This is a genomic window from Bacteroides caecigallinarum (genome assembly GCF_021531075.1).
Taxonomy (GTDB): Bacteria; Bacteroidota; Bacteroidia; order Bacteroidales; family Bacteroidaceae; genus Phocaeicola; species Phocaeicola caecigallinarum_B.
In genome coordinates, this window is record NZ_JADYTJ010000024.1 from 24,420 (window position 1) to 46,755 (window position 22,336).

At 41.7% G+C, this 22,336-nt stretch carries 18 protein-coding genes, 2 tRNA genes and 3 pseudogenes; 15 read left to right on the forward strand and 8 right to left on the reverse strand.

What is annotated here, in order from left to right; translation table 11 throughout:
* Positions 1-9 precede the first annotated feature (9 nt).
* The gene (locus I6E11_RS08035; RefSeq protein WP_235337549.1) at positions 10-498 is read right to left on the reverse strand and encodes a pyridoxamine 5'-phosphate oxidase family protein; all 489 of its coding nucleotides are present in this window, start codon (positions 496-498) and stop codon (positions 10-12) included.
* 82 nt (positions 499-580) lie between these two features.
* Between I6E11_RS08035 and I6E11_RS08040 the strand changes: the two genes are divergently transcribed.
* From I6E11_RS08040 to I6E11_RS08075, 8 genes and pseudogenes are all read left to right on the forward strand, one after another.
* Positions 581-2,248, forward strand: coding sequence for a formate--tetrahydrofolate ligase (locus I6E11_RS08040; protein WP_235337550.1), 1,668 nt, complete (start codon positions 581-583; stop codon positions 2,246-2,248).
* 186 nt (positions 2,249-2,434) lie between these two features.
* Complete coding sequence (locus I6E11_RS08045; RefSeq protein ID WP_235337551.1) at positions 2,435-3,055, forward strand: TetR/AcrR family transcriptional regulator; 621 nt, start codon at positions 2,435-2,437, stop codon at positions 3,053-3,055.
* Between the two features lie 108 nt (positions 3,056-3,163).
* Positions 3,164-4,444 carry a TolC family protein gene (locus I6E11_RS08050; protein ID WP_235337552.1) on the forward strand — a complete coding sequence of 427 codons (1,281 nt, stop codon included), beginning with the start codon at positions 3,164-3,166 and terminating at the stop codon, positions 4,442-4,444.
* 76 nt (positions 4,445-4,520) lie between these two features.
* The gene (locus I6E11_RS08055; protein ID WP_235337553.1) at positions 4,521-5,411 is read left to right on the forward strand and encodes an HlyD family secretion protein; all 891 of its coding nucleotides are present in this window, start codon (positions 4,521-4,523) and stop codon (positions 5,409-5,411) included.
* A gap of 226 nt (positions 5,412-5,637) precedes the next feature.
* Positions 5,638-6,552, forward strand: a complete 915-nt coding sequence (locus tag I6E11_RS08060; RefSeq protein WP_235337555.1) for an ABC transporter ATP-binding protein — start codon at positions 5,638-5,640, stop codon at positions 6,550-6,552.
* Between the two features lie 23 nt (positions 6,553-6,575).
* Positions 6,576-7,295 (forward strand): annotated as a pseudogene (locus tag I6E11_RS08065) (ABC transporter ATP-binding protein); the annotation flags it as partial.
* Positions 7,296-7,300: 5 nt separating this feature from the next.
* Positions 7,301-8,407: an ABC transporter permease gene (locus tag I6E11_RS08070; protein ID WP_235337557.1), complete on the forward strand. Its 1,107-nt coding sequence runs from the start codon at positions 7,301-7,303 to the stop codon at positions 8,405-8,407.
* A 7-nt stretch (positions 8,408-8,414) separates the two neighbouring features.
* Positions 8,415-9,536: an ABC transporter permease gene (locus I6E11_RS08075; RefSeq protein WP_235337558.1), complete on the forward strand. Its 1,122-nt coding sequence runs from the start codon at positions 8,415-8,417 to the stop codon at positions 9,534-9,536.
* A 14-nt stretch (positions 9,537-9,550) separates the two neighbouring features.
* On the opposite strand, the gene I6E11_RS08080 is transcribed toward I6E11_RS08075, so the two are convergent.
* The 6 genes from I6E11_RS08080 to I6E11_RS08105 form a co-directional block, all read right to left on the reverse strand.
* Positions 9,551-9,916 carry a helix-turn-helix domain-containing protein gene (locus I6E11_RS08080; RefSeq protein WP_235337559.1) on the reverse strand — a complete coding sequence of 122 codons (366 nt, stop codon included), beginning with the start codon at positions 9,914-9,916 and terminating at the stop codon, positions 9,551-9,553.
* Between the two features lie 37 nt (positions 9,917-9,953).
* Positions 9,954-10,250, reverse strand: coding sequence for a type II toxin-antitoxin system HigB family toxin (locus I6E11_RS08085; protein WP_235337560.1), 297 nt, complete (start codon positions 10,248-10,250; stop codon positions 9,954-9,956).
* Between the two features lie 135 nt (positions 10,251-10,385).
* Entirely contained in the window at positions 10,386-13,235 is a 2,850-nt protein-coding gene (gene gcvP, locus I6E11_RS08090; protein ID WP_235337561.1) for an aminomethyl-transferring glycine dehydrogenase, read from the reverse strand.
* Between the two features lie 30 nt (positions 13,236-13,265).
* On the reverse strand, positions 13,266-13,904 hold the full coding sequence (locus I6E11_RS08095; RefSeq protein ID WP_235337562.1) for an MBL fold metallo-hydrolase: 639 nt from the start codon (positions 13,902-13,904) through the stop codon (positions 13,266-13,268).
* 3 nt (positions 13,905-13,907) lie between these two features.
* Positions 13,908-14,534, reverse strand: a complete 627-nt coding sequence (gene rsmG / locus I6E11_RS08100; protein WP_235337563.1) for a 16S rRNA (guanine(527)-N(7))-methyltransferase RsmG — start codon at positions 14,532-14,534, stop codon at positions 13,908-13,910.
* 36 nt (positions 14,535-14,570) lie between these two features.
* Positions 14,571-15,425, reverse strand: a complete 855-nt coding sequence (locus tag I6E11_RS08105; RefSeq protein WP_235337564.1) for a DUF3298 and DUF4163 domain-containing protein — start codon at positions 15,423-15,425, stop codon at positions 14,571-14,573.
* A gap of 159 nt (positions 15,426-15,584) precedes the next feature.
* On the opposite strand from I6E11_RS08105, the gene lipB reads away from it, so the two are divergent.
* The 3 genes from lipB (at position 15,585) to I6E11_RS08120 (ending at position 16,629) form a co-directional block, all read left to right on the forward strand.
* Complete coding sequence (gene lipB, locus I6E11_RS08110; RefSeq protein WP_394800116.1) at positions 15,585-16,250, forward strand: lipoyl(octanoyl) transferase LipB; 666 nt, start codon at positions 15,585-15,587, stop codon at positions 16,248-16,250.
* 198 nt (positions 16,251-16,448) lie between these two features.
* Positions 16,449-16,521 (forward strand) — tRNA-Lys (locus I6E11_RS08115).
* Between the two features lie 35 nt (positions 16,522-16,556).
* Positions 16,557-16,629, forward strand: a tRNA-Lys gene (locus I6E11_RS08120).
* A gap of 162 nt (positions 16,630-16,791) precedes the next feature.
* Here I6E11_RS08120 and ric read toward each other — a convergent pair.
* Positions 16,792-17,508 (reverse strand): iron-sulfur cluster repair di-iron protein, encoded by a 717-nt coding sequence (gene ric, locus I6E11_RS08125; RefSeq protein WP_235337567.1) that lies wholly within the window; start codon positions 17,506-17,508, stop codon positions 16,792-16,794.
* Positions 17,509-18,222: 714 nt separating this feature from the next.
* On the opposite strand from ric, the pseudogene I6E11_RS08130 reads away from it, so the two are divergent.
* From I6E11_RS08130 to I6E11_RS08150, 4 genes and pseudogenes are all read left to right on the forward strand, one after another.
* Positions 18,223-19,333: pseudogene (locus tag I6E11_RS08130) on the forward strand (ATP-binding protein); the annotation flags it as partial.
* 381 nt (positions 19,334-19,714) lie between these two features.
* Positions 19,715-21,280: pseudogene (locus I6E11_RS08140) on the forward strand (RNA-binding domain-containing protein).
* A 78-nt stretch (positions 21,281-21,358) separates the two neighbouring features.
* A complete protein-coding gene (locus I6E11_RS08145; RefSeq protein ID WP_235337572.1) occupies positions 21,359-21,781 on the forward strand; it encodes a hypothetical protein in 423 nt (140 codons plus the stop codon).
* 3 nt (positions 21,782-21,784) lie between these two features.
* Complete coding sequence (locus I6E11_RS08150; protein ID WP_235337574.1) at positions 21,785-21,940, forward strand: hypothetical protein; 156 nt, start codon at positions 21,785-21,787, stop codon at positions 21,938-21,940.
* Positions 21,941-22,336: the final 396 nt, after the last annotated feature.

The following is a 22,336-nucleotide window of genomic DNA, read 5'->3' on the forward strand; positions in this document are numbered from 1 at the left end:
ATTTTAAGTTTAGAACATAGCTTTGCTTTTTCCGCTTATGCTTTCTATATCCAGCCTGATGATTTCAGTTCTATGGAAAGATTTGTTGGCATACTCCATACCCATAATCTTATGGTCAGGGCAGTATTTGCTTATAAAGAGCGAAAGTGCGGACATTCGTTCCGCTTCATGCAGACTGTGGTGTGCCGTACATTTCATCACTACGCTTTCGTAGCCGGTAGTAAACTTCTCAGGATGAATTTTAGTCTTTCCCACCACGCAGAATGATACGTTAGGATTGGCGTCAATGCACCTTAACTTTCTGCCCACAGGAGCGCAGTGTATGTATATTGAGTTCCCTCTGTCCCAAACGTAACTCAACGGTATGCCGTAAGCACCTTCTGCATCTTCGGCTATCATTGACAAAATGCCATATTCACCATCTTTTATTATCTCCATTGCACGCTTTTCGTCGAGTAATCTGTCCTGTCGACGCACTTCTTTATTGCTAAATTCCATAAATAGTGTATTTTACTTTATTGTTGTTTTCACAAATATATAGTTTTTTTTCTTACCTTTGCAAACATATAAAAATAAGAATATGAAATCAGATATAGAAATTGCTCGCAGTATTGAGTTAACCAAGATCAAACAGGTAGCATGTAACTTCGGAATGCCATTGGAGTATGTCACACATTACGGTCGTTACATGGCTAAAGTATCAGAAGAAATCATCGACGAAGAGAAAGTAAAAAACAGTAATCTTATTCTTGTAACAGCCATCACTCCAACTAAAGCCGGTATCGGTAAGACTACAGTGTCAATAGGTTTGGCATTGGGACTTAACAAAATAGGAAAGAAAGCCATCTGTGCCTTGCGTGAGCCGTCACTCGGTCCATGTTTCGGTATGAAGGGTGGTGCAGCCGGAGGTGGTTATGCACAGGTTCTTCCTATGGAGAAAATCAATCTTCATTTTACAGGCGACTTCCATGCCATCACTTCTGCACATAACATGATTGCTGCGCTCCTCGACAACTATATGTATCAGAATCAGGACAATGGTTTTGCCATGAAGGAAGTGTTGTGGAACAGAGTGCTCGACGTTAACGATCGCGGTTTGAGATATATCGTCACCGGACTTGGGGGCAAGTCAAACGGTATAACACGCGAGTCAAGCTTTGATATCACTCCTGCATCAGAAATAATGGCTATCCTCTGTCTTGCCAAAGATGAGGCTGACCTTCGTCGCAGAATAGAGAATATACTTCTCGGTTTTACTATCGACAACAAACCTTTCACAGTGAAAGACCTTGGAGTGGCAGGTGCCATAACAGTGTTGCTCAAGGATGCTCTTTCTCCTAATCTGGTACAGACCACAGAGGCCACTCCGGCATTCGTTCACGGAGGTCCGTTCGCCAATATCGCACACGGATGTAACTCTGTTCTTGCTACCAAGCTTGCAATGACTTTCGGTGACTATGTAATTACAGAAGCCGGATTCGGTGCCGACCTGGGTGCAGAAAAATTCTATGACATCAAGTGCCGCAAGGCAGGTCTGCAGCCTAAGCTTACAGTGATTGTTGCAACTGCTCAGGGATTGAAGATGCATGGTGGAGTTGAAATTGACAAGATTAAGGAACCTAACCTTGAAGGATTGCGCGAGGGAGTGAAGAACCTCGACAAGCATATCGAGAACCTTCAGTCGTTCGGACAGACTGTAGTTGTGGCATTCAACCGTTATGCAAACGACACTGAGGAAGAAATCAACTTCGTTCGTCAGCACTGCGAGGAAATGGGAGTAGGATTTGCCGTTAACAATGCTTTTGCCGAAGGTGGTGCAGGTGCTGTTGAACTTGCAAACCTTGTAGTCGATACTATTGAGAACAAGCCGTCTGCTCCTCTCTCATTTGCATACGATGAAGAAGACTCAGTAGAGGTTAAAGTCACTAAAGTGGCATGCGAACTTTACGGTGCTAAACAGGTGTTGTTCGGCCCTGCTGCAAGAAAGAAACTCAAGATGATAGAAGAACTCGGTTTCAGTCACTTCCCTATATGTATAGCCAAGACACAATATTCGTTCTCTACAGATCCGAAACTGTATGGAGTGGCATCTGGATTCAACTTCGCAGTACGCGATATAGTAATCAATGCCGGTGCCGAGATGTTGGTAATCGTTGCCGGTGAAATGATGCGTATGCCTGGATTGCCTAAGGAACCACAGGCACTTCACATTGATATCGTTAACGGTGAAATAGAGGGCTTGTCTTGATTTTGAAGTTAAAGTAGTTAAGAAGTTAAATGAATTTACAGCACGGATTGAGTGCTTGAATATTATAATATCTGCCATGGGTGTTATGCTCTTGGCAGATTTTTTTTGCACATTTTCATTGTTTTATTTGGATATATTAATCGGATAATTTAATTTTGTGATTAAAATAATAATTAACAATTATCAATGAATAAAGACAAAGCAAATATGGAGCAGAAAATCCTTGAGGCAGCCGAGAAACTGTTTATGGAACAAGGATTTGCTTCTACTACCACAGCCAAGATAGCTAAAGAGGCTGGTTGTAATCAGGCATTGGTGCATTATTATTACCGTACGAAGGAACTGCTGTTTGAAAGAATCTACAAGGAGAAAATGCAGCTCATGGTAAATAGCATTACAAACATAAATACTTCAGGTTCTACATTTGAAGAGAAAGTTGTAGGTGTTATCAATGCATATTGGGATTTTCTTACAAAAAATCCTTTGATAGTATGGTTTGCCTTGCGCGAGAACCTGAATGGTTCAACAGCACTGGTAAATCTTTTTATTAAGGAAATAAGACCAAAGGCTGTTGATGCTTTCTCTAAACTTGAGAAAGATTTGAATACTGAAATAGAAAAAGGAAATATTTCTCCTATAACAATTTATGATTTATTGCTTACCATTATATCGCTTGATATAGCACACTTTGTCATACAGCCTTTTTATCAGATGATTGTTGGCGATGGAGAAACATCTGTGAAACATATTCTTGATAACAGAAAGGAAGAGGTGATAAAAACAGTGTTAGCCAGACTGAAAAAATAACTTTTAGTCTGATTTACGGATGAGGCTAGTATTGCATAGCCATAATCCGTTTTTTTAGACTATTCTATTAATTAAGTAATTAAATATTATAATTAATATTGCTGATGTATGAAGAAACTAACCATTACAACAATTGCAATTGCCTTGTCATCGCTTTGTTTTGCACAGTCACGCATAACAATAGAAGAATGCTACGGCAAGGCGAGGGAGAATTACCCTTTGATAAAACAATTGGGACTTGTGGAGAAAACCAAGGATTACAATATAGACAATGTAAGTAAGGGTTATCTTCCGCAACTGATGTTCTCTTCAAAAGCTACTTATCAATCGGACGTGACTAAAATCCCGATAGATTTGTCTGCTATTGGAATTCAAGGTGTAAATATTCCGCAACTCAGTAAAGACCAGTACGGTATTACGCTTGACCTCAATCAGACAATATGGGATGGCGGTGCTATAAAGTCGCAGAAAAACATTATCAGATCATCGTCTGAAGTAGAGAAGAACAATATTGAGGTGAGTCTGTATTCGATAAATGAAAGGATAAATCAGATATATTTCGGTATCCTGTTGGCGGATGCCCAGATATTACAGAATAAGTTGCTTAAAGAATTTCTTGATAACAGCTACAGTCAGGTGAGCTCATACGTCAAGAACGGTATTGCCAACCAGGCAGACCTTGACGCCATAAAGGTAGATATGATAAAGGCCGACCAGAATAATGTAGAATTTCTCACAACAAAGAATACATACATCACAATGTTGTCAAAGCTGATAGGTACAGAGATAAGTCTGGATACCGAATTTGTCAAGCCGTTGCCTGTCATTCCATCAGACAAAGGGGTGTTAAACAGACCGGAGATGAGTCTTTACGATGCACAGGTTTTAAAGTATAAGAGTGAATACAGCAATATAAATGCCGGATTGTATCCTAAATTAAGTCTTTTCGCCACAGGAGGATATGGTAAGCCGGGACTTGATATGTTCGAAAATAAGTTTTCGCCATACTACATAGCCGGAATAAAGTTGAACTGGAATATCGGCAACTTCTATTCTCTGAAAAGTCAGAGAAGGCTGATACGCAACAATATTGATATGGTGGAAAACCAGCGTGAACTCTTTCTTTTCAATACGGATATAGACAAGACGCAGAAAGAGCTTGCAATAGACAAATACATGGATCAGATAAAGTACGATGACGAGATTATCCGCCTGAAGACTTCAATCAGAAAAGCATCCGAGGCAAAGATAGCCAACGGGACTATATCCGGTACAGATCTTATGCGTGACATCAATTCGGAGCATGCTGCCATACAGACAAAGATTCTGCATGAGATACAGCTTCTGCTTGCCATCTACGATTTCAAGTATGTGATGAACGACTTTTAAATACCATTTAAACACCGTTTAAAAGCCTTTTAAAACACTTTGCAAAAACTTTTCAATACATAAAAAACAGGGAAATATGAGAAACATTCTTTTTATTATATCAGCAATGGCTCTCCTGACAGCATGTTCGGGAAGCGACAGTAAGTACGATGCTTCGGGAGTATTCGAAGTGACAGAAGTAATGGTATCGGCAAGAGTGGCCGGTGAGATTATGGAACTTGATATAGACGAAGGTACGGAAGTTACTGCAGGTAAGCCTGTGGGATATATTGATACCGTACAGCTTTACCTTCAGAGGCTTCAGCTTGAGGCCAATGTAAAGGCGACAGAAAGCCGTATATGTGATGTGGAGAGACAGACAGCAGCCATACGTCAGCAGATTGCTACACAGAAAAAGGAACAGACCCGATTCGAAAATCTAGTAAACGCCAATGCCGGAAACCGCAAGCAGTTGGACGATATCACTGCTGCCATCAATCTGTTGGAGAAACAGTTGGATGCACAGACCGAAACATTGAGAAACGGCAATGCCAATGCCAAAGCTCAGGCAGAAGCCTTGAAGGCTCAGATAGCCCTCACTGATGATATGATAAAGAAAAGCACCATTTCATCACCTGTGGATGGAACTGTGATGGCCAAGTATGTGGAGAAAGGGGAACTGGCTGTGCAGGGACGCACCCTGTTCAAAGTGGCAAATATCAACGATATGTATCTGAAAGCCTATATCACATCCGGACAGATTACCGGTCTGAAGATTGGTCAGGAAGTAAAGGTTTTTGCCGACAGCGGTGACTCCGACAGAAAGGAGTATCACGGGGTTATCTCATGGATTTCAGACAAGGCAGAGTTTACGCCGAAGACCATCCAGACACGGGATGAACGTGCAAACCTGGTATATGCTGTTAAGATTAAGGTGCAGAACGACGGATATATCAAGCGCGGAATGTATGGCGAGGTGAGTTTCTGATTTGGCAAGGCTTCAGTTACAAGGCTACAGGTTTCAGATACTAGGAACCAGACACTAGGAACTAGATACTAGACACTGGGAACTAGATACTAGACACTAGGAACTAGATACTAGACACTAGGTACTAGATACTAGATGCCAGGTATTGGAAAACCTTGTTTACTTGTCAACTGGTTAACTTGTTACCTGATTATTAATTCTTAATTATTAATTATTAATTCAACAAATGCCCTCAGTATCAGTAACACAATTATCAAAATCATATAGCTCAATCAAGGCTCTTGACGATGTCAGCTTTGATGTTCCGAAAGGCGAACTCTTCGGTATCATAGGTCCGGACGGAGCTGGGAAGACTACACTCTTCCGTCTCCTCACCACACTGATATTGCCGGACAGTGGCAGTGCCGTGATTGAAGGTCTGGATGTGGTGAAGGACTATGCATCCGTGCGAAGTATAATAGGGTATATGCCCGGAAAATTCTCGCTGTATCAGGATCTGACAGTAGAGGAAAATCTGAATTTCTTTGCTACGGTTTTTAATACTACTGTAAAGGGAAATTACCATCTGATAGAAGATATCTATAAGCATATCGAACCCTTCAAGACTCGCCGGGCCGGAAAATTATCGGGAGGTATGAAGCAGAAACTGGCATTGAGCTGTGCACTTATCCACAAACCGAAAGTCCTCTTTCTTGACGAACCTACTACCGGAGTAGATCCCGTATCAAGAAAGGAATTCTGGGAAATGCTCCTGAAACTGAAGAACCAGGGTATAACCATTATAGTATCAACGCCGTATATGGACGAAGCCAGACTTTGTGACAGGATAGCACTGATGCAGAACGGAAAGTTCCTTAGGATAGACTCGCCGGACAATATCATAGCATCCTATCCCCAAAAACTATGCTCTGTCACAGCAGACAATATGCACGGACTGCTGAACGACCTGCGTTCCTGCCCATACTTGAAATCGTCGTTCTCATTCGGTGCATGCTATCATGTCACTATGGTTGAAAGCGCTACTGCCGCTATGCTTGACGAATATCTGATTAATAAGGGATACGGAAATATTGAGATTACAGAGATTAAGCCTACAGTGGAAGACTGTTTCATGTTGATGTTAAAGGAGGATGAGCAATGAAAGAAGAATACGTTATACAGGCCGAGAACCTTACCAAGAGGTTTGGCAATTTTACTGCAGTCGATCATATTACTTTTAACGTAAGGAAAGGAGAGATCTTCGGTTTTCTTGGTGCAAACGGAGCAGGCAAGACTACAGCCATGCGAATGCTTTGCGGACTGAGCCGTCCTACGGAGGGCAGAGGAACAGTTGCAGGTTTCGACATAGATAGCGAACCCGAAAAGGTAAAGCGCAATATCGGCTATATGAGTCAGAAATTCTCATTGTATGAAGATCTGAAAGTATGGGAGAACCTGCGTCTGTACGGAGGTATTTACGGTATGAAAGATAAGGAAATAGCCGAAAAGACCGATGCAGTTCTACGCAGTATAGATATGGAATCAGAGCGCGACACCATGGTATGCGACCTTCCTTTGGGCTGGAAACAGAAACTTGCATTTGCCGTTTCCACTTTCCATAATCCTAAGATAGTATTTCTTGATGAACCGACAGGTGGGGTAGATCCTATCACGCGTCGCCGTTTCTGGGAACAGATATACGGTGCAGCGTCAAGCGGTATCACGGTGTTTGTCACCACTCACTATATGGATGAGGCCGAATATTGCGACCGCGTCTCCATTATGGTGGACGGTAGGATAAAGGCGCTGGACTGCCCTATGGCTCTGCGTAACAAATTTGGTGTGTCGGACATGGACGAAGTATTCCGCATGTTGGCACGCGAAGCTACACGAAAAGGAGATTGACAGTTATGAAACAGTTTATTACATTTGTCCGAAAGGAATTCCTTCATATATTCCGCGATTCCAGAACAATGCTTATCCTCCTGGGTATGCCTATGGTGCAGATGCTCCTGTTTGGTTTTGCCATTACCACCGAAGTGAGAAACACCAAGGTTGCCGTGTTCGATCCTTCACAAAGCATGGAAACCAGAGCCATAAAGGAACGTTTCGATGCCAGTGAATATTTCACCATTGCCGAGGAAATTCGGGATGTGTCGCGCATAAACGATGTATTCAAGTATGGGGAGATAGGCCTTGTCATGGTGTTCAGCGATGATTTTGAAAATGAACTCCATCAGGGAGGCGATGCCGCCGTGCAGCTTATTACCGACGGTACGGAGCCGAATCAGGCGTCAATGATAACAGGATATGCCTCTAACATCCTTGCACTGAGCATGCAGGAACTGTCCGAAGGTAGCAGTGCTCCGTGCCGTATAATACCCGAAATAAGAATGCTATATAACCCGCAGGCAGAGAGTGCATACAACTTCGTTCCAGGAGTAATGGGAATGATACTTATGCTTATCTGTGCCATGATGACCTCAATAGCCATTGTGCGCGAAAAGGAAAACGGCACTATGGAGATACTGCTTGTATCGCCCATGAAACCTATATACATCATTCTTTCCAAGGTCACTCCGTATTTCACACTGTCTATGGTAAATCTTGTAACCATACTTCTGCTTTCGGTCTGTGTACTCGGAGTACCTATTGCCGGGAGTCTGTCTCTGCTGCTTTTCGTATCGGTGATATTCATCTTCCTTGCATTGTCGCTCGGACTGCTTATCTCGAATGTGGTGAACACACAGGTGGCAGCCATGCTTGTGTCCGGAATGGGACTAATGATGCCCGTCATGCTTCTTTCCGGTCTGATATTCCCCGTAGAAAGTATGCCACTTCCGCTACAGTGTCTTTCTGCCCTTGTTCCCGCAAGGTGGTATGTTGATGCCATCAGAAAGATAATGATTCAGGGAGCAGAGATACAGTTTGTACTGAAGGAGATAGGAATACTGCTTTTTGTCACAGTGGCACTTGTAGCCCTGAGTCTGAAAACATTCAAGAACCGTTTAAACTGAAACGTCTATGCTGAAATATTTGTTGGAAAAAGAATTCAAGCAGATAATGAGGAACAAGTTCATCCCGCGGATGATAATAGCCATGCCTCTTTTCATGATGCTTATTATGCCCTGGGCTGCCAATCAGGAGGTGACCAATATCCGTCTCACAGTGGTTGACAACGACCGCAGTGTGACATCCGATGAACTGGTGCGCAAGGTAGTTTCGTCAGGATATTTTATCTTCCAGTCGGTGTCGGACGGTAGCGGGGAAGCCCTTAGAGACGTTGATGCCGGAAAGGCTGATATTATACTCGACATACCGGACGGATTCGAAAAAAACTTACAGACTGAAAGAGTTTCGGGCGTTATGATTTCGTCCAATTCCGTAAACGGAACCAAAGGAATTCTGGGTAGCAGTTATCTTTCTACGATAGTCAATGATTTTGCAACATCGCTGTCAGAGGAAATGATGATGTCTCAGCCTGCGGCACTGAACTCCGTGGGAAAGTCTTTTACCATTGTGCCCCAGTACAAGTTCAATCCGCATCTCGACTATAAAGTCTTTATGGTTCCTGCCATAATGGTGATGCTCCTCACCATGATAACCGGATTTCTCCCGGCATTCAATATCGTGGGTGAGAAGGAAGCCGGTACCATAGAACAGATAAACGTAACTCCTGCAAGCCGTATGCAGTTTATACTTGCCAAGCTGATACCTTACTGGTGCATAGGGCTCATAGTCTTTACCCTCTGTATGCTACTGGCTGTGTTTGTTTATTCTCTCATACCTGTAGGCAGTCTTCTGACGATATATCTATTTGCTGTGGTATATATCGTTGCCGTATCAGGTATGGGATTGGTAGTGTCCAATTATTCAGACACCATGCAGCAGGCCATGTTTGTGATGTTCTTCTTCATAATGATGTTCCTGCTTATGAGCGGACTGCTCACACCTGTTGCCAGTATGCCGGACTGGGCACAGTATATAACCATATTCAATCCGTTGAAATATTTTATCAGCGTCATGCGTATGGTTTACCTCAAAGGCAGCGGTTTTGCCGAACTCGTTCCGTATTTCCTCTCTCTATGCGGTTTTGCCGTGGTGTTCAATGCGTGGGCGATATTAGGGTATAGGAAGAGGAGTTGAATGGTGTAACAGTATCAAACACCTAACACTATGTTGGCATCAATATTAAGTTTTTGACTGATTTCGCGGGCAACTTTTAATGTTGGTTCACATTTACCTGATATATAATCACTTAAACGGGAAGGGCTAACTCCAATCAATTTAGCTAAAGATTTTTGATTAAGTCCCATTTCATACATACGAAGTTTAAGAACATCAATCAATGTTGGTGCTCCCAGTGCAAAATGCTCTTCCGAATAGTCCGCGACAAGGTTGGAAAGCAATTCCAACTCTATACTGTTAGGATCATCCAGAGGAGTTTCATCTGTAACCAGCGGAAGTAATTCCTCAACTCTTTTTATAGCCCAGTCGTATTGAGCTTTTGTCTCTATCTTTGTCATTGCTCTTGATTAATCGGTAACCGCCGATTCGGTTTAATTATAAAACTGAACAATCGGTAATCTTGTCATATTCAGCATGAGTGCCGATGAAGCGAATATAAACAAACTTTATAGTGAATTTTATTACTACAATCAGCCTGTAATTATTACCCTTGATGTTGAATACATAATGTTGGTTGCCTACATTATCGACACTATTGAATGTCTTTTTTACATCAGCAAAACAAGTCCATTCGCTTCTCTTAACAATAGTAGTCCATTCTTGTAAAGCTACCTTTGCATCAGGGTGTGCTTCTGCATATTCTTTTATAGCTTGTTCGGTAAATATTCTCATAGAATTCACTCATTAATCATATTGCAAAGATAGAAATTTAATTCTAATATTCAAAATTTAATTCTATAATACGGAATTATAATAAAAACCACCACACGTGGGATACCAAGTGTGGTGGTTTTAAGACCTTTTTATTCATTCAAACGCCCCATACCGTGTAGGCAACAGCTTGCGGTCGCCCAGTGTATTGTCTATTCTTGCCACGTTTATCCAGAACTTGTTATGCCTTACACTTTCCAGCGGATATACGGCCTTGGCGCGTGTGTAAGGATGATTCCATTCGCCTTCCACCACCTCATATTCCGGATGAGGAGCATTTTTCAGAACATTGTCGTCGGCAGGAGCAGAACCGTTCTTCACTTCCTCTATCTCGTTCCAGATACTCAGCATAGTATCTACAAAGTTGTCCAGCTCGGCGAGACTTTCACTCTCTGTAGGCTCAATCATCAGAGTGCCGTGAACAGGAAATGAAAGGGTAGGAGCATGATAACCGTAGTCCATCAGACGTTTGGAAATATCGTTTTCGTCTATACCGCTTTCCTCATGCAGCTTTCTGCAATCCAGAATCATTTCGTGTCCCACAAAACCGTTTGTTCCTCTATATACTATACCGTAAGTATCGTTCAGACACGCAGCCAGATAGTTGGCATTGAGGATAGCAGCCTTTGTGGCATTCTCCAGACCTTCGGCACCCATCATGCAGATATATGCGTATGTGATAGGCAATATTCCGGCACTACCATACGGAGCTGATGAAACCTCATTCAGAGCATTATCGGTTGATGCATGTCCCGGAAGGAAAGGAACAAGATGAGATTTCACACACACCGGACCTACCCCCGGACCACCGCCACCGTGAGGGCTGGCAAATGTCTTGTGCAGGTTCAGATGACACACGTCAGCACCGATAGTTCCCGGATTGGTTAGTCCCACCTGGGCGTTCATATTCGCACCGTCCATATAAACCTGTGCACCGCAGTTATGTATAATATTGCATATTTCCACTATGTCCGCTTCAAAAATTCCGTGAGTGGAAGGATAAGTAATCATCAGTGCAGCCAGACGGTCCTTGTTCTCTTCAGCCTTGCGTTTCAAGTCTTCCACGTCCACATTGCCATGCTCGTCGCAAGCACAGGTCACAGTTGTGAATCCTGCCTGAATAGCCGATGCAGGATTGGTTCCGTGAGCCGATGCCGGAATAAGAATAATATCCCTGTCGCCCTGACCGATGCTGTTCAGATAGGCAGCAATTACGCGCAGACCGGTATATTCACCCGCAGCACCCGAATTTGGTTGCAGAGTCACACCGTCCATACCCGTAATCAGAGCCAGCTGTTCCGACAGATTTGTTATCAGTTCCATGTAACCTTCAGCCTGTTCAGCCGGAGCCAGAGGATGCATATTCATCCATCCGGCATTGCTTAGAGGCAGCATCTCGGAAGCCGCATTCAGCTTCATTGTACATGACCCTAGCGAAATCATTGAGTGAGCCAGAGAAATATCCTTACGTTCCAGACGCTTGATATATCTCATCATCTCCGTTTCTGTGTGATACTTGCAGAACACCTCGTGAGTGAGATACGCACTCTGGCGTTTCATATCCTTTTTGATCACAGATCCTTCTGGTATCTCTGCTGTTTCAGTGAAAGGCTTTTCAGCAGCAATGGTAAATATGCTTAGCAGAAGATTAGCTTCGGCCACAGATGTAGTCTCGTTTATGCTCAGTCCCACATCACCATTGTCAAAATACCTCAGATTGACACCTTTACCGAGTGATATAGTCTTTATTTCGTCAGTCTTTACATGTTCAGGCATCTGCAGTCGCAGAGTGTCGAAATATATCGCATTCTTCTGTACATAACCCAATTTCGAAAGTTGTTTAGCCAGCCATACCGTAGTGCTGTGAATACCCGAAGCAATACTCTTGATACCTTCCTGACCATGATATACGGCATAGAATCCGGCCATTGTAGCCAGCAAAGCCTGGGCTGTACAGATATTGGATGTAGCCTTTTCGCGTTTGATATGCTGTTCGCGAGTCTGCAGTGCCATACGATAGCACAGATGTCCGTACTTGTCTTTCGACAGACCTATGATACGTCCCGGCATATTTCTCTTATATTCGTCCCTAGTGGCAAAATAAGCAGCCGACGGACCTCCATAGAACATAGGAATGCCCAACCTTTGGGTACTTCCGAACACTATGTCCGCACCCCATTCTCCCGGCGGAACAAGCAGAGCGAGCGACATGATGTCCGCATCCACAGCCACCTTGCACTCAGCCTGATGAGCCTTTTCTGTAAACTCCCTGTAGTCCTCAGCACTACCGCTGTTGTTCGGATATTGCAGTATGCAGCCGAACACATCCGGAGTAAATTCAAAATCCTTGTATGAACCGGTCTTTACGTTCATTCCCTGAGGAATGGCCCTTGTCATGATAACGGCAAGATTCTGCGGGAAAATCTCCTCATCCACGAACAGGGTACAAGCCCCTTCCTTCTGCTGTTTTCGGCTCCTCAATGCAAACATCATAGTGGCAGCTTCGGCAGCGGCAGTAGCCTCGTCCAGCAGAGAGCAGTTGGCAAGCGGCATAGCCGTAAGGTCGCACACTGCAGTCTGGAAGTTGATAAGAGCCTCAAGTCGTCCCTGAGATATTTCAGCCTGATAAGGTGTGTACGAAGTGTACCACACCGGATTTTCGAATACGTTTCTCTGTATCACGGCAGGAGTGGCAGTGTCGTACCATCCCTGACCGATATACGATTTGAATCTTGTGTTTTTCGCTGCCATGCGGTTTATATGTTCTGCAAACTCATGTTCGCTCATGGCAGGTTTCAGTGGCAGTCTCTCTTTAAGCCTTATTTCAGACGGGATGGTCTTTTCTATAAGTTCATCCACAGACTTTACTCCAATTTTCTTGAGCATTACAGGAATATCCTGTTCCGAGATACCGATATGACGGTCGGAAAATGAGAAACTTTTCATGGTTATATTAGTTTTAGGTTTGTGAGTTTTTTATCTGAAGAACGGATTATTCATCTTCTCGTTCCCTATAGTGGTAGGTTCGCCGTGTCCTGTATACACCTTTGTCTGTTCAGGCAGAGTAAACAGGCGGTTGCTTATACTGTCTATAAGCTGTTTGTAGTTGCCACGGTCAAGGTCGGTTCGTCCTATACTGCCTCTGAACAGTACATCACCACAGAACAGACAGTTGTCCTTCTCGCTGTAATATACAAGGCTTCCCGGCGAGTGTCCCGGAGCCTGTATCACTTTCAGTACAGTGTTTCCGAAACAAACCTCATCACCGTCTGCCAGATGTTTTCCCAGGGCTGGAACATCCTCGTTCATCGCAATCCCGAACATTCGGCAATAGTCCTTGGTTTTAGGCAGAAGGAATTCATCATCAGCCGAAGCCTCCGGCATAACACCATACGTCCTGCTCACAAAAGCATTTCCAAAGATATGGTCCAGATGCAGATGAGTGTTAAGCAGATGCTTCACCGTAAGTCCGTTTCTTTCGATATATTTCTTCAGCATCTCCTGTTCGTCCTCATAATAACATCCGGCATCTATTATCACCGCTTCGTTAGTCTCGTCCGAAAGCACATAAGTGTTTACCGGAAACATATTGAATTCAAAGCACTTTATAGTCATAAATTATTTGTTTATAGTTACGTAAACCACCTTCTTGGTTTCGAAAAACTCTTCCTCGAAATAGTTCTTCAGATCATACATCTCAGTCTGATGTTTCACCGGCATTACCTCGTTCTGAAGCTCACCGCCCTTCAGACAGATAAGTCCGTTAGGCAGAGAATTCTGCTGTTCCTTCTTTATATTCTTTCTGATGATTTTCAGAAGATCCGTCAGAGGCATTACGGCGCGGCTCACAACAAAATCGAACAACTGCTTCTCTTCCTCGGCCCTGCAATGACGTGTAGTGACATTTTTCAGTCCTATGGCAGAAGCAATCTCGGTAGCCACCTTCACTTTCTTGCCTATACTGTCCACCAGATGGAAATGAGTGTCCGGAAACATGATGGCCAACGGAATGCCAGGGAAACCACCTCCCGTTCCCAGGTCCATAATCTCGGTACCCGGTCGGAAATTAATCACCTTGGCTATACCCAGCGAGTGAAGTACATGGTGTTCGTACAGGTTTGTAATGTCTTTTCTGGAAATCACGTTGATTTTGCTGTTCCAGTCGGTATATAAATCGTATAAAGCCATGAACTGCTCCTTCTGTGTGTCGGTCAGTTCCGGAAAGTATTTCTGTATAATCTCCATTTATTGAGTTAATAATTAATAATTAAAAATTAAGAGTTATTCCCTGTTCAGCATCGTTTCAATTTCTGCGTAAGGCACGTCTATGATGAATTCACCCATTGAATAAGGAGCGATGTCATATCTGTTGTATAGGAACGAAACCCTGTCCTCAAGCAAGAGGAAGTTGTCAGGGATATAAAGATCCACATCCAGCAAGGCACCGTTCTGTTTCAGCCCCTCTATGGAAGTGATAGTGTCTGTTTCCAGTCTCTGGTTCACTTCATCTATCAAATGTTTCATTATCAGTCCGACAATTTCGTTTTCCTTGTCTTTTCTGAACACCACATCCTTGGTAAGTATCTTTCCGGATTTTGCAAGCAGGTTAGCCCATTTTATGGTAGTGTTAGGATGAGCCCCGCCCGTATCCCTGAAAGTAGATACAGAGAAGTTCCAGATACTGTCATTGTTGAGCGACAGTTCCGATGTAATCTCATACTCATAGTTATACCATGCCGGCACATCTTCAGGTTTCATGCCGTTGTGCAGGTCGGCTTCATAGAATTTTATCAGTTTGTCTCTATATTCTTTGGTATAACTTCTCATTACTGTAGGTACGGCCTCTTTCGGACTCATACTGCTGTATGCGTTGCCAAATGCTATACTCTGAATCCTGGAATTTATGATGGAAGAAATGGAATCCTTTTCGTCGCTCGCTTCGAGGTACATATAATCTATTGAAACCTTACATTTGGGCGATGCCTCATCACCTGTTTTCAGGGCAACCAATGTATCTGCCTGTATGCTTGACACCTTTGCCGGCTTTAAGGTCTGTGTCTCCTGGCAGGACTGCAATGAGAAACATACAGCAGCTCCACATGCCAAGGCTGTATTGAGAATTGTTTTTTTATTCATAAATTGTTTTTGTGATAGTTCTAGTTATTACAAATATAATGAAAGTTCTTGAATGCATTAACCGGATGCTTACATTTTAATAGTTTTTTACTGAATATGCACCATGCATCACGCCTCACATCTTGCAATATTAAGATAAAACCTATATTTTTGTTATGAATAAAACCTATAACCATGAAAATAGAAGACTGGAAACACATATCCTATTCCGATGCCTGGAGCAGACAGACAGAAATATTCAATTCAGTAATAGAAGCCCGTAAAGAAGGAAAACCGTACGAGAACCGTATAATTTTCTGCACCCATCCGCACGTATACACCATAGGCAAGCACGGCAAGCAGGAAAATATGCTGATATGCGATGACATGCTTTCGCGCATAGGGGCAGAAGTGTTCCGTATCGACCGTGGAGGCGACATCACATATCATGGCCCCGGACAGTTGGTGTGTTATCCCATACTCTGTCTGGAAGATTTCAATCTCGGACTGAAAGGCTATCTTCATTTGCTTGAAGAGGCAGTGATACGTACATGCTCGCATTACGGCATACAGTCGGGCAGGGTAGACGGAGCCACCGGAGTGTGGATAGACATAAATACACCGCGTGAAAGGAAGATTTGCGCAATGGGAGTGAGGAGCAGCCACTTCGTGACGATGCACGGTCTGGCACTTAACGTAAATACCGACCTGAAATACTTCGATTATATCAATCCGTGCGGTTTTACCAACAAGGGAGTTACCTCAATAGAGAAGGAGACAGGAGTACAGGTTTCAATGGACGAAGTACGACGGATATTGACCGATGAGCTTCTGAAACTGCTTTGAAAGCGTATGTGCCGTTTGCTTTTTGTTAAAACACAGGAAGTCCCATCATGTAAGTTTATCGGCTGATAATGTGCATTTTGTGCCGTCTGTGAGTTTATGCTGCGTAATTAAAAGGACAAAAAACGGATAAAAATGTACATGAAATGTTTTGTAAATTCAAATAAAAGTCATACATTTGCACCCGCAATCGAAAATGATGCACTCTTAGCTCAGTTGGTAGAGCAACTGACTCTTAATCAGTGGGTCCAGGGTTCGAATCCCTGAGGGTGTACTTCTTTCGGGAAATTTGACAATAATTTAGTGGATGCACTCTTAGCTCAGTTGGTAGAGCAACTGACTCTTAATCAGTGGGTCCAGGGTTCGAATCCCTGAGGGTGTACGTGCACTGACGGTTTTTTGGATTGGGGAATCCATTGGCCGGAAAAAACGAATAAGGAGTCCTTTAGATCGTGAAGATTTGAAGGACTTTTTTATTTTCTGTCTGCTCCAAAAAATAAGGGATGCCGAAGCATCCCCTTTCAGAAAATTCAATCTTATAATATTAAAACATTCTTTCTTCCAGTTCCAGACTTTTCGGGAACATGATATTGTTCTCAATGTGAATATGTTCGAACAGTGCATTTACGAACTTCTCCAGCTCCGTCATCATCAGGCGGTAAGTGTTGCATCCGTCCTGTGGAACCTCAAAATTGTTTGTAATCTCCTTGATATGTAAATATCTGTTACCTTCATTCTCATGCTCCATGTTCATTACCCTTATAGGATTGGCTATTGATCCGCAGTGCATAGCTTCGATACTGATATTTCTTTCTGTTGCATCGAAAAGTTCAAGCAGATACGGGAACAGCACATTCTCCTCTTTCTGCAGATGGTTTTCCAGGTCTTCAAGCGAAACGCTGACCAGATCGTACAGTTCGTTCAGTTCCGGATGTCTCTCGCCATGAGTATTTCTCACTTTTTCTATCAATTTCAGAAGTACCGGGCCATTGTTTCTGATTCCGCGGTGATGTATCTTGAGAACATAGTCAATAAGCAGGTCGATAGGCCATGAAGCAAACGGAATACCACCTTCCGAAACAGTGCTGTTGTCATTTATGGCATTTATAACAGTATCTACATCTACATTCGCTTTCTTGCAAGCCTCATCCAGAGCAACCTGTCCGTGACAACAGAAATCTATGCCAAACTTATAGAACACACTTGCCGTAGAAAATCTTTCGGCTACGATATCTCCAACGTTTCTCTTTCTTAAATCCATAATACTTAATGTTTAATTGTTTGCGGCAAAGGTAAGGGTAATAAACCGGGAGAACCGTAACATTTGTTACCCGGCTGCATAATAATGGTTAATTAATATTACGCCGTATGTAAATTGTCATTTTGACAAATTGTAATTTTAGGCTTCTGAGAATGGCTTATTTGTGTGCGATGATACGGTTGGTGCTGAAAATTACAATGATGAAAATTTGTGAATTGATAAAGTGATTTTTATATTGGTTAAATTTGCTGTGTATGTAAGGCCTATTGATTAATATTATGTTTTTAATTCATTTAATAGCACATATATCTATTATTGTGATATTCTGTGTAGCCTTCGGCTTATTGATGAAATAGAATAAAATTCCCTGTTTTGCAATGGATTTTCAAATGCTTTGCAAACCTCCTGAAAATGCTTTGACATTCAAATTAAGATGTCAAAGCGTTTTTATTGGAATTCCCTGTCATTTTTTCTTGATTTTTGGGGTGGGTGAATGTTAATTTATTTCTTGTTTTTGTTTGTGTATTCGATTTTAGTTGATGATTTATTAAGTATATGCCTTTATATGTTTAACTTTTCTCTCCGGATTGTTGTTTCTTTTATTACTATAAGGTAAAAATATAGGCTGATTGGTGGCCAAAAGTAAGGAAAAGTAATTGAAAAAATGAATATTTTTCCGTAAGTTTGCGTAAATTTCAAGAATAGAATTAAGTTATGAAATTCCCAATTGGTATCCAGAGTTTTGAACGTATTATTCAAGAAGGTTATATATGTAGATAAGACAGATATTATTTATGACCTTACACATAATGGAAGTATTTATTTTCTTAGTCGTCCGAGACGCTTCGGAAAGAGTCTTTTTATTTCTACCTTGGAAAACTATTATTCAGGACGTAAGGAACTGTTCAGTGGTCTTGCCATAGAAAAGATGGAGACTGAATGGAACGAGTATCCTGTATTTCATATGGATTTCAATGCTACCAATTTTACCAATCCTGGAGAATTGGAGAAGAAACTTAACTTTTATCTTACGGAATGGGAACAGAAGTACAATCTGCCTGTACGTGAAAATGAATTGGGGCTTGGCGATCGCTTTATAAAAATTCTCGAAGCCGCTCATCTTCAGACAGGCCGACGCGCTGTGGTGCTTGTAGATGAATACGACAAACATATTCTTGATGTACTGGATGTGGACACCAATCTGGAAGAGAGACATCGCAATATTCTGAAAGCTTTTTATTCCGTGTTTAAGGGAGCGGACAAACACCTGCAGTTCGTACTGCTGACAGGGGTTACAAAGTATTCCCAAGAAAGTATATTCAACGGTTTCAACCAAGCAAAAGATATAAGTATGGATGTACGTTATGAAGCTCTGTGCGGTATAACTCAGGAGGAAATTGGAAAATATTTTACTGAACCCGTATCGCAAATGGCTGTTGAATATCAGTGTACACCGGAGGAAATGTATAAAATGCTGAAGAAACAGTATGATGGTTATCACTTCAGCAAACGTATGACTGACATATATAACCCATTCAGTCTGTTGAACGCTCTTGACAAAATGAGTATTGATGACTATTGGTTCAGCACAGGAACTCCCACATATCTTATTCGCCTGCTTAACCATTCGCATGAGAGGATGAACGAATTTACCGGGAAATATTACACTCCGGCAGAATTTATAGACTACAAGGCAGACGTGGAACGTCCTTTGCCAATGATATATCAAAGCGGATATCTTACAATAAAGGCTTACGACAGAGATTTCAATACCTTCCTTCTTGATTTTCCGAACAATGATGTAAAGGGAGGATTCCTTACAATATGCAGCCGATAACCGCAAGGTTTATAAGATTGGTGCATCATTCTCTTCCGAAACAGGGACTATTGGTGATTGGGGAGTTAGGTAAACAGGTGGTAAATGGTGATTAAGCAGTAATTAAACGGTTTTTAGACACTGTTTAGATTGTGTTCATTGGCTGTTTAGTGAGTGTTCACTGAAATAATAAAAATATGAACTATTCAAATTTTTCGAATAGTTCGAAGTTAAAGAAGCGAGTTGCTCAGGGTTACTGGACAACTCGATTTTTATTTATGAAAAGATGAATTCTCTGTTCATTTTTATAACTTAATTATTAAGGAATTTTTATTATCTTTGCAACTAAGCGTTTACATAGTTTGAAGTCGTTTTTTTATCCAGTAAATTATGGCAATACCTATCAATATTGAAGATATCTTAAACAAACGTAAGATAGAATCTAATCGCATCGAATTTAAAAAAGGATGGAATCCTGATAAGATCTATCGTACCATTTGCGCTTTTGCCAATGATTTTGATAATATCGGTGGAGGATATATTGTCGTAGGTGTAGAATAGGAGGAAAGAACAGGTATAGCAAAACGGCCGGTTGCAGGTATATCTATAGAAGAACTGGATAAGATCCAGCGTGAGATGATAGGTTACAACAATAAGATTGAACCGTTCTATCTGCCACGAATAGATGTACAGGAGGTTGATGAAAAATATGTACTGCTTATCTGGGTTCCGGCAGGTGTGAATCGTCCGTACAATGTACGCGAGCGGGTTACTGCAGGCAATCAGTCGCCATGCAGATGGTATGTCCGTAGCGGTACAAATACTATTGAGGCAAAAGGGGAGGTGTTGGACGAATTGCGGGAAATGGCAAACCGTACTCCATTCGACGAAAGAGGAAATGAGAATATAGAACTGACAGATATATCAAGAGCCTTGGTTCTTGATTACCTTCAGACAGTCAACAGTCGTTTAGTGGCAGGTTTTGAGCAGCTATCCCTGTCGGAACTATTGTCGCAGATGGATCTCCTTGTAGGACCTATAGAACGCCAATTGGTCAAGAATGTTGCAGCCATGATGTTTTGTAAGAATCCGGCCAAATTCTTTCCGACTACACAGGTGGATATTGTCATCTTCCCTGAAGGGTGTGTCAGGAATCCCAACAATATGATTGAAGTCCCGAAGATTGTCGGACCAGTACCCGATATGATAAAACAGGCGTTGGACTATATCAGAACCAATGTCATCAAGAAGCGTATTATCAAGCAGAAAGACAAGGCTGAATCTATAACCTTCTTCAACTATCCTTATCAGGCTATTGAAGAGGCAGTAGTCAATGCCCTGTATCATAGAGATTATCAGGAGCGGGAGCCGGTTGAGATTACTATCGAGCCGGATAAGATTTCCATTCTCAGCTATGCCGGTCCGGACCGTTCCATAAGTATTGATGCCATTCAGAAGGCAGAGCGACTTAAGTCACGTCGCTACCGCAATCGTCGTTTAGGTGATTACCTTAAAGAACTTAAGCTGTCTGAAGGTAGAGGAACCGGCATTCCGACCATACAAGATGAGTTAAGAAGAAACGGCTCCGGAACTGCTGTAATTGAGACAAACGAGGAACGAAGCTACTTTCTGATTGAGATACCTTGTAGAGAAGGGTTTGAAGATGAGCCATTAAATGGCACGATAAATGGCACGATAAATGGCACGATAAATGGCACGATAAATTATGATATAAAGGAGCGTGAGAGTGATGTGCTTGCAGTTATTGCCAATTCCCCTAATATCAAAAAGGGAGAACTTGCTGAGCGGTTGAATGTTGCTATTCGGACACTTTCTCGGAGTATTCAAATTCTTTCTTCTGAACCATATTCGCTTATAGAGTATCATGGAGCAAAGAAAACAGGCGGTTATGTGCTGACAGAGAGGGGAGAAGCGTATATTAAATCGTTGAAATAGTCAATGGAACTAAAAAACGATAATGAGTTATTATTTTTCAGTAAATAATACTATTTTGCTACATAACCTATTATAATTATGGTTGAAAGTATTAATTGGAGAAAAACTAATGGTATGGATTTTAGTCTGATGAATAAAGATCAAATGATGCTCTCTTTTTGTAATAATTCTAATCGTTTTGTATTACAAATGTATTTGGATGAAATGGAAAGAGAACCTCTTTGTTTGCACTGTGATAATATTCTACAGGAAAAAGAAGAAATGGATTTTTTTATCATGACAAAGGCTAAAAAAGTTCATTTTATTCAAGAAAATGGTAGGATGATAGATCTTCCTCTTTCAGAATTTGATTATAATCGTGAAGAAGGATATTTGGAACATTCTTCTGAAAATATTGCAATTAATATTTTTAAGCCTCTTAATTGTTCATATACCTATACATATAATGATTATGGAGAGATTGAAGACAGAAGTCCTATTTATGATGTAGTTATTTATTAAGTTATGACAAAAGTTGACGCTATAGAACAGGTTATGCTTGCCAATGGTGGTTCTGCAAGTCTTAGCCAAATATATGACCAGATAGATAAATTTTATCCGACGGCAAAACAATCCGCTACTTGGGATGCAGGTATAAGGGGTATAGTATTGGTACTTTAGAAGGAGCATTTAAACGCTGTATGCAAATGCATAATTTCAGGACTCGTTTTTTTATTGTAGCCCCGGAGAAACATAGGAAGAAATTTGAACAGACTATAGAATTGGAGATATATTATAAAACAAAAGAACTTTTTTCTTTTATTAGATATGATATGATGCTTGAAACGTATGATCATGTTGTGAATGGTGCAACTTTATTAAGTTGGTTATAATTGTTATCACAGAATAGCCCCTCTCAAAAAATAATAAAGAGTCCGACATTAAGTAATCTATAGGATAACAAAGATAGCCATCCGAATGCGGATGGTTTTTTTATATTATATCGTAACGAAAAATATAATCTCTAAATTTATTGAAAATTTGATTTGGATTGCTTGCATATGAATAATACTCTCC

Coding starts and splice junctions, on each gene's coding strand:
- I6E11_RS08145 (WP_235337572.1), top strand. CDS start 21,359: ATGGTTGAAAGTATTAATTGGAGAAAAACTAATGGTATGGATTTTAGT.
- I6E11_RS08070 (WP_235337557.1), top strand. CDS start 7,301: ATGAAACAGTTTATTACATTTGTCCGAAAGGAATTCCTTCATATATTC.
- rsmG (WP_235337563.1), bottom strand. CDS start 14,534: ATGGAGATTATACAGAAATACTTTCCGGAACTGACCGACACACAGAAG.
- ric (WP_235337567.1), bottom strand. CDS start 17,508: ATGGATTTAAGAAAGAGAAACGTTGGAGATATCGTAGCCGAAAGATTT.
- I6E11_RS08045 (WP_235337551.1), top strand. CDS start 2,435: ATGAATAAAGACAAAGCAAATATGGAGCAGAAAATCCTTGAGGCAGCC.
- I6E11_RS08095 (WP_235337562.1), bottom strand. CDS start 13,904: ATGACTATAAAGTGCTTTGAATTCAATATGTTTCCGGTAAACACTTAT.
- I6E11_RS08075 (WP_235337558.1), top strand. CDS start 8,415: ATGCTGAAATATTTGTTGGAAAAAGAATTCAAGCAGATAATGAGGAAC.
- I6E11_RS08080 (WP_235337559.1), bottom strand. CDS start 9,916: ATGACAAAGATAGAGACAAAAGCTCAATACGACTGGGCTATAAAAAGA.
- gcvP (WP_235337561.1), bottom strand. CDS start 13,235: ATGAAAAGTTTCTCATTTTCCGACCGTCATATCGGTATCTCGGAACAG.
- I6E11_RS08035 (WP_235337549.1), bottom strand. CDS start 498: ATGGAATTTAGCAATAAAGAAGTGCGTCGACAGGACAGATTACTCGAC.
- I6E11_RS08055 (WP_235337553.1), top strand. CDS start 4,521: ATGAGAAACATTCTTTTTATTATATCAGCAATGGCTCTCCTGACAGCA.
- I6E11_RS08105 (WP_235337564.1), bottom strand. CDS start 15,425: ATGAATAAAAAAACAATTCTCAATACAGCCTTGGCATGTGGAGCTGCT.
- I6E11_RS08150 (WP_235337574.1), top strand. CDS start 21,785: ATGACAAAAGTTGACGCTATAGAACAGGTTATGCTTGCCAATGGTGGT.
- I6E11_RS08050 (WP_235337552.1), top strand. CDS start 3,164: ATGAAGAAACTAACCATTACAACAATTGCAATTGCCTTGTCATCGCTT.
- I6E11_RS08085 (WP_235337560.1), bottom strand. CDS start 10,250: ATGAGAATATTTACCGAACAAGCTATAAAAGAATATGCAGAAGCACAC.
- I6E11_RS08060 (WP_235337555.1), top strand. CDS start 5,638: ATGCCCTCAGTATCAGTAACACAATTATCAAAATCATATAGCTCAATC.
- I6E11_RS08040 (WP_235337550.1), top strand. CDS start 581: ATGAAATCAGATATAGAAATTGCTCGCAGTATTGAGTTAACCAAGATC.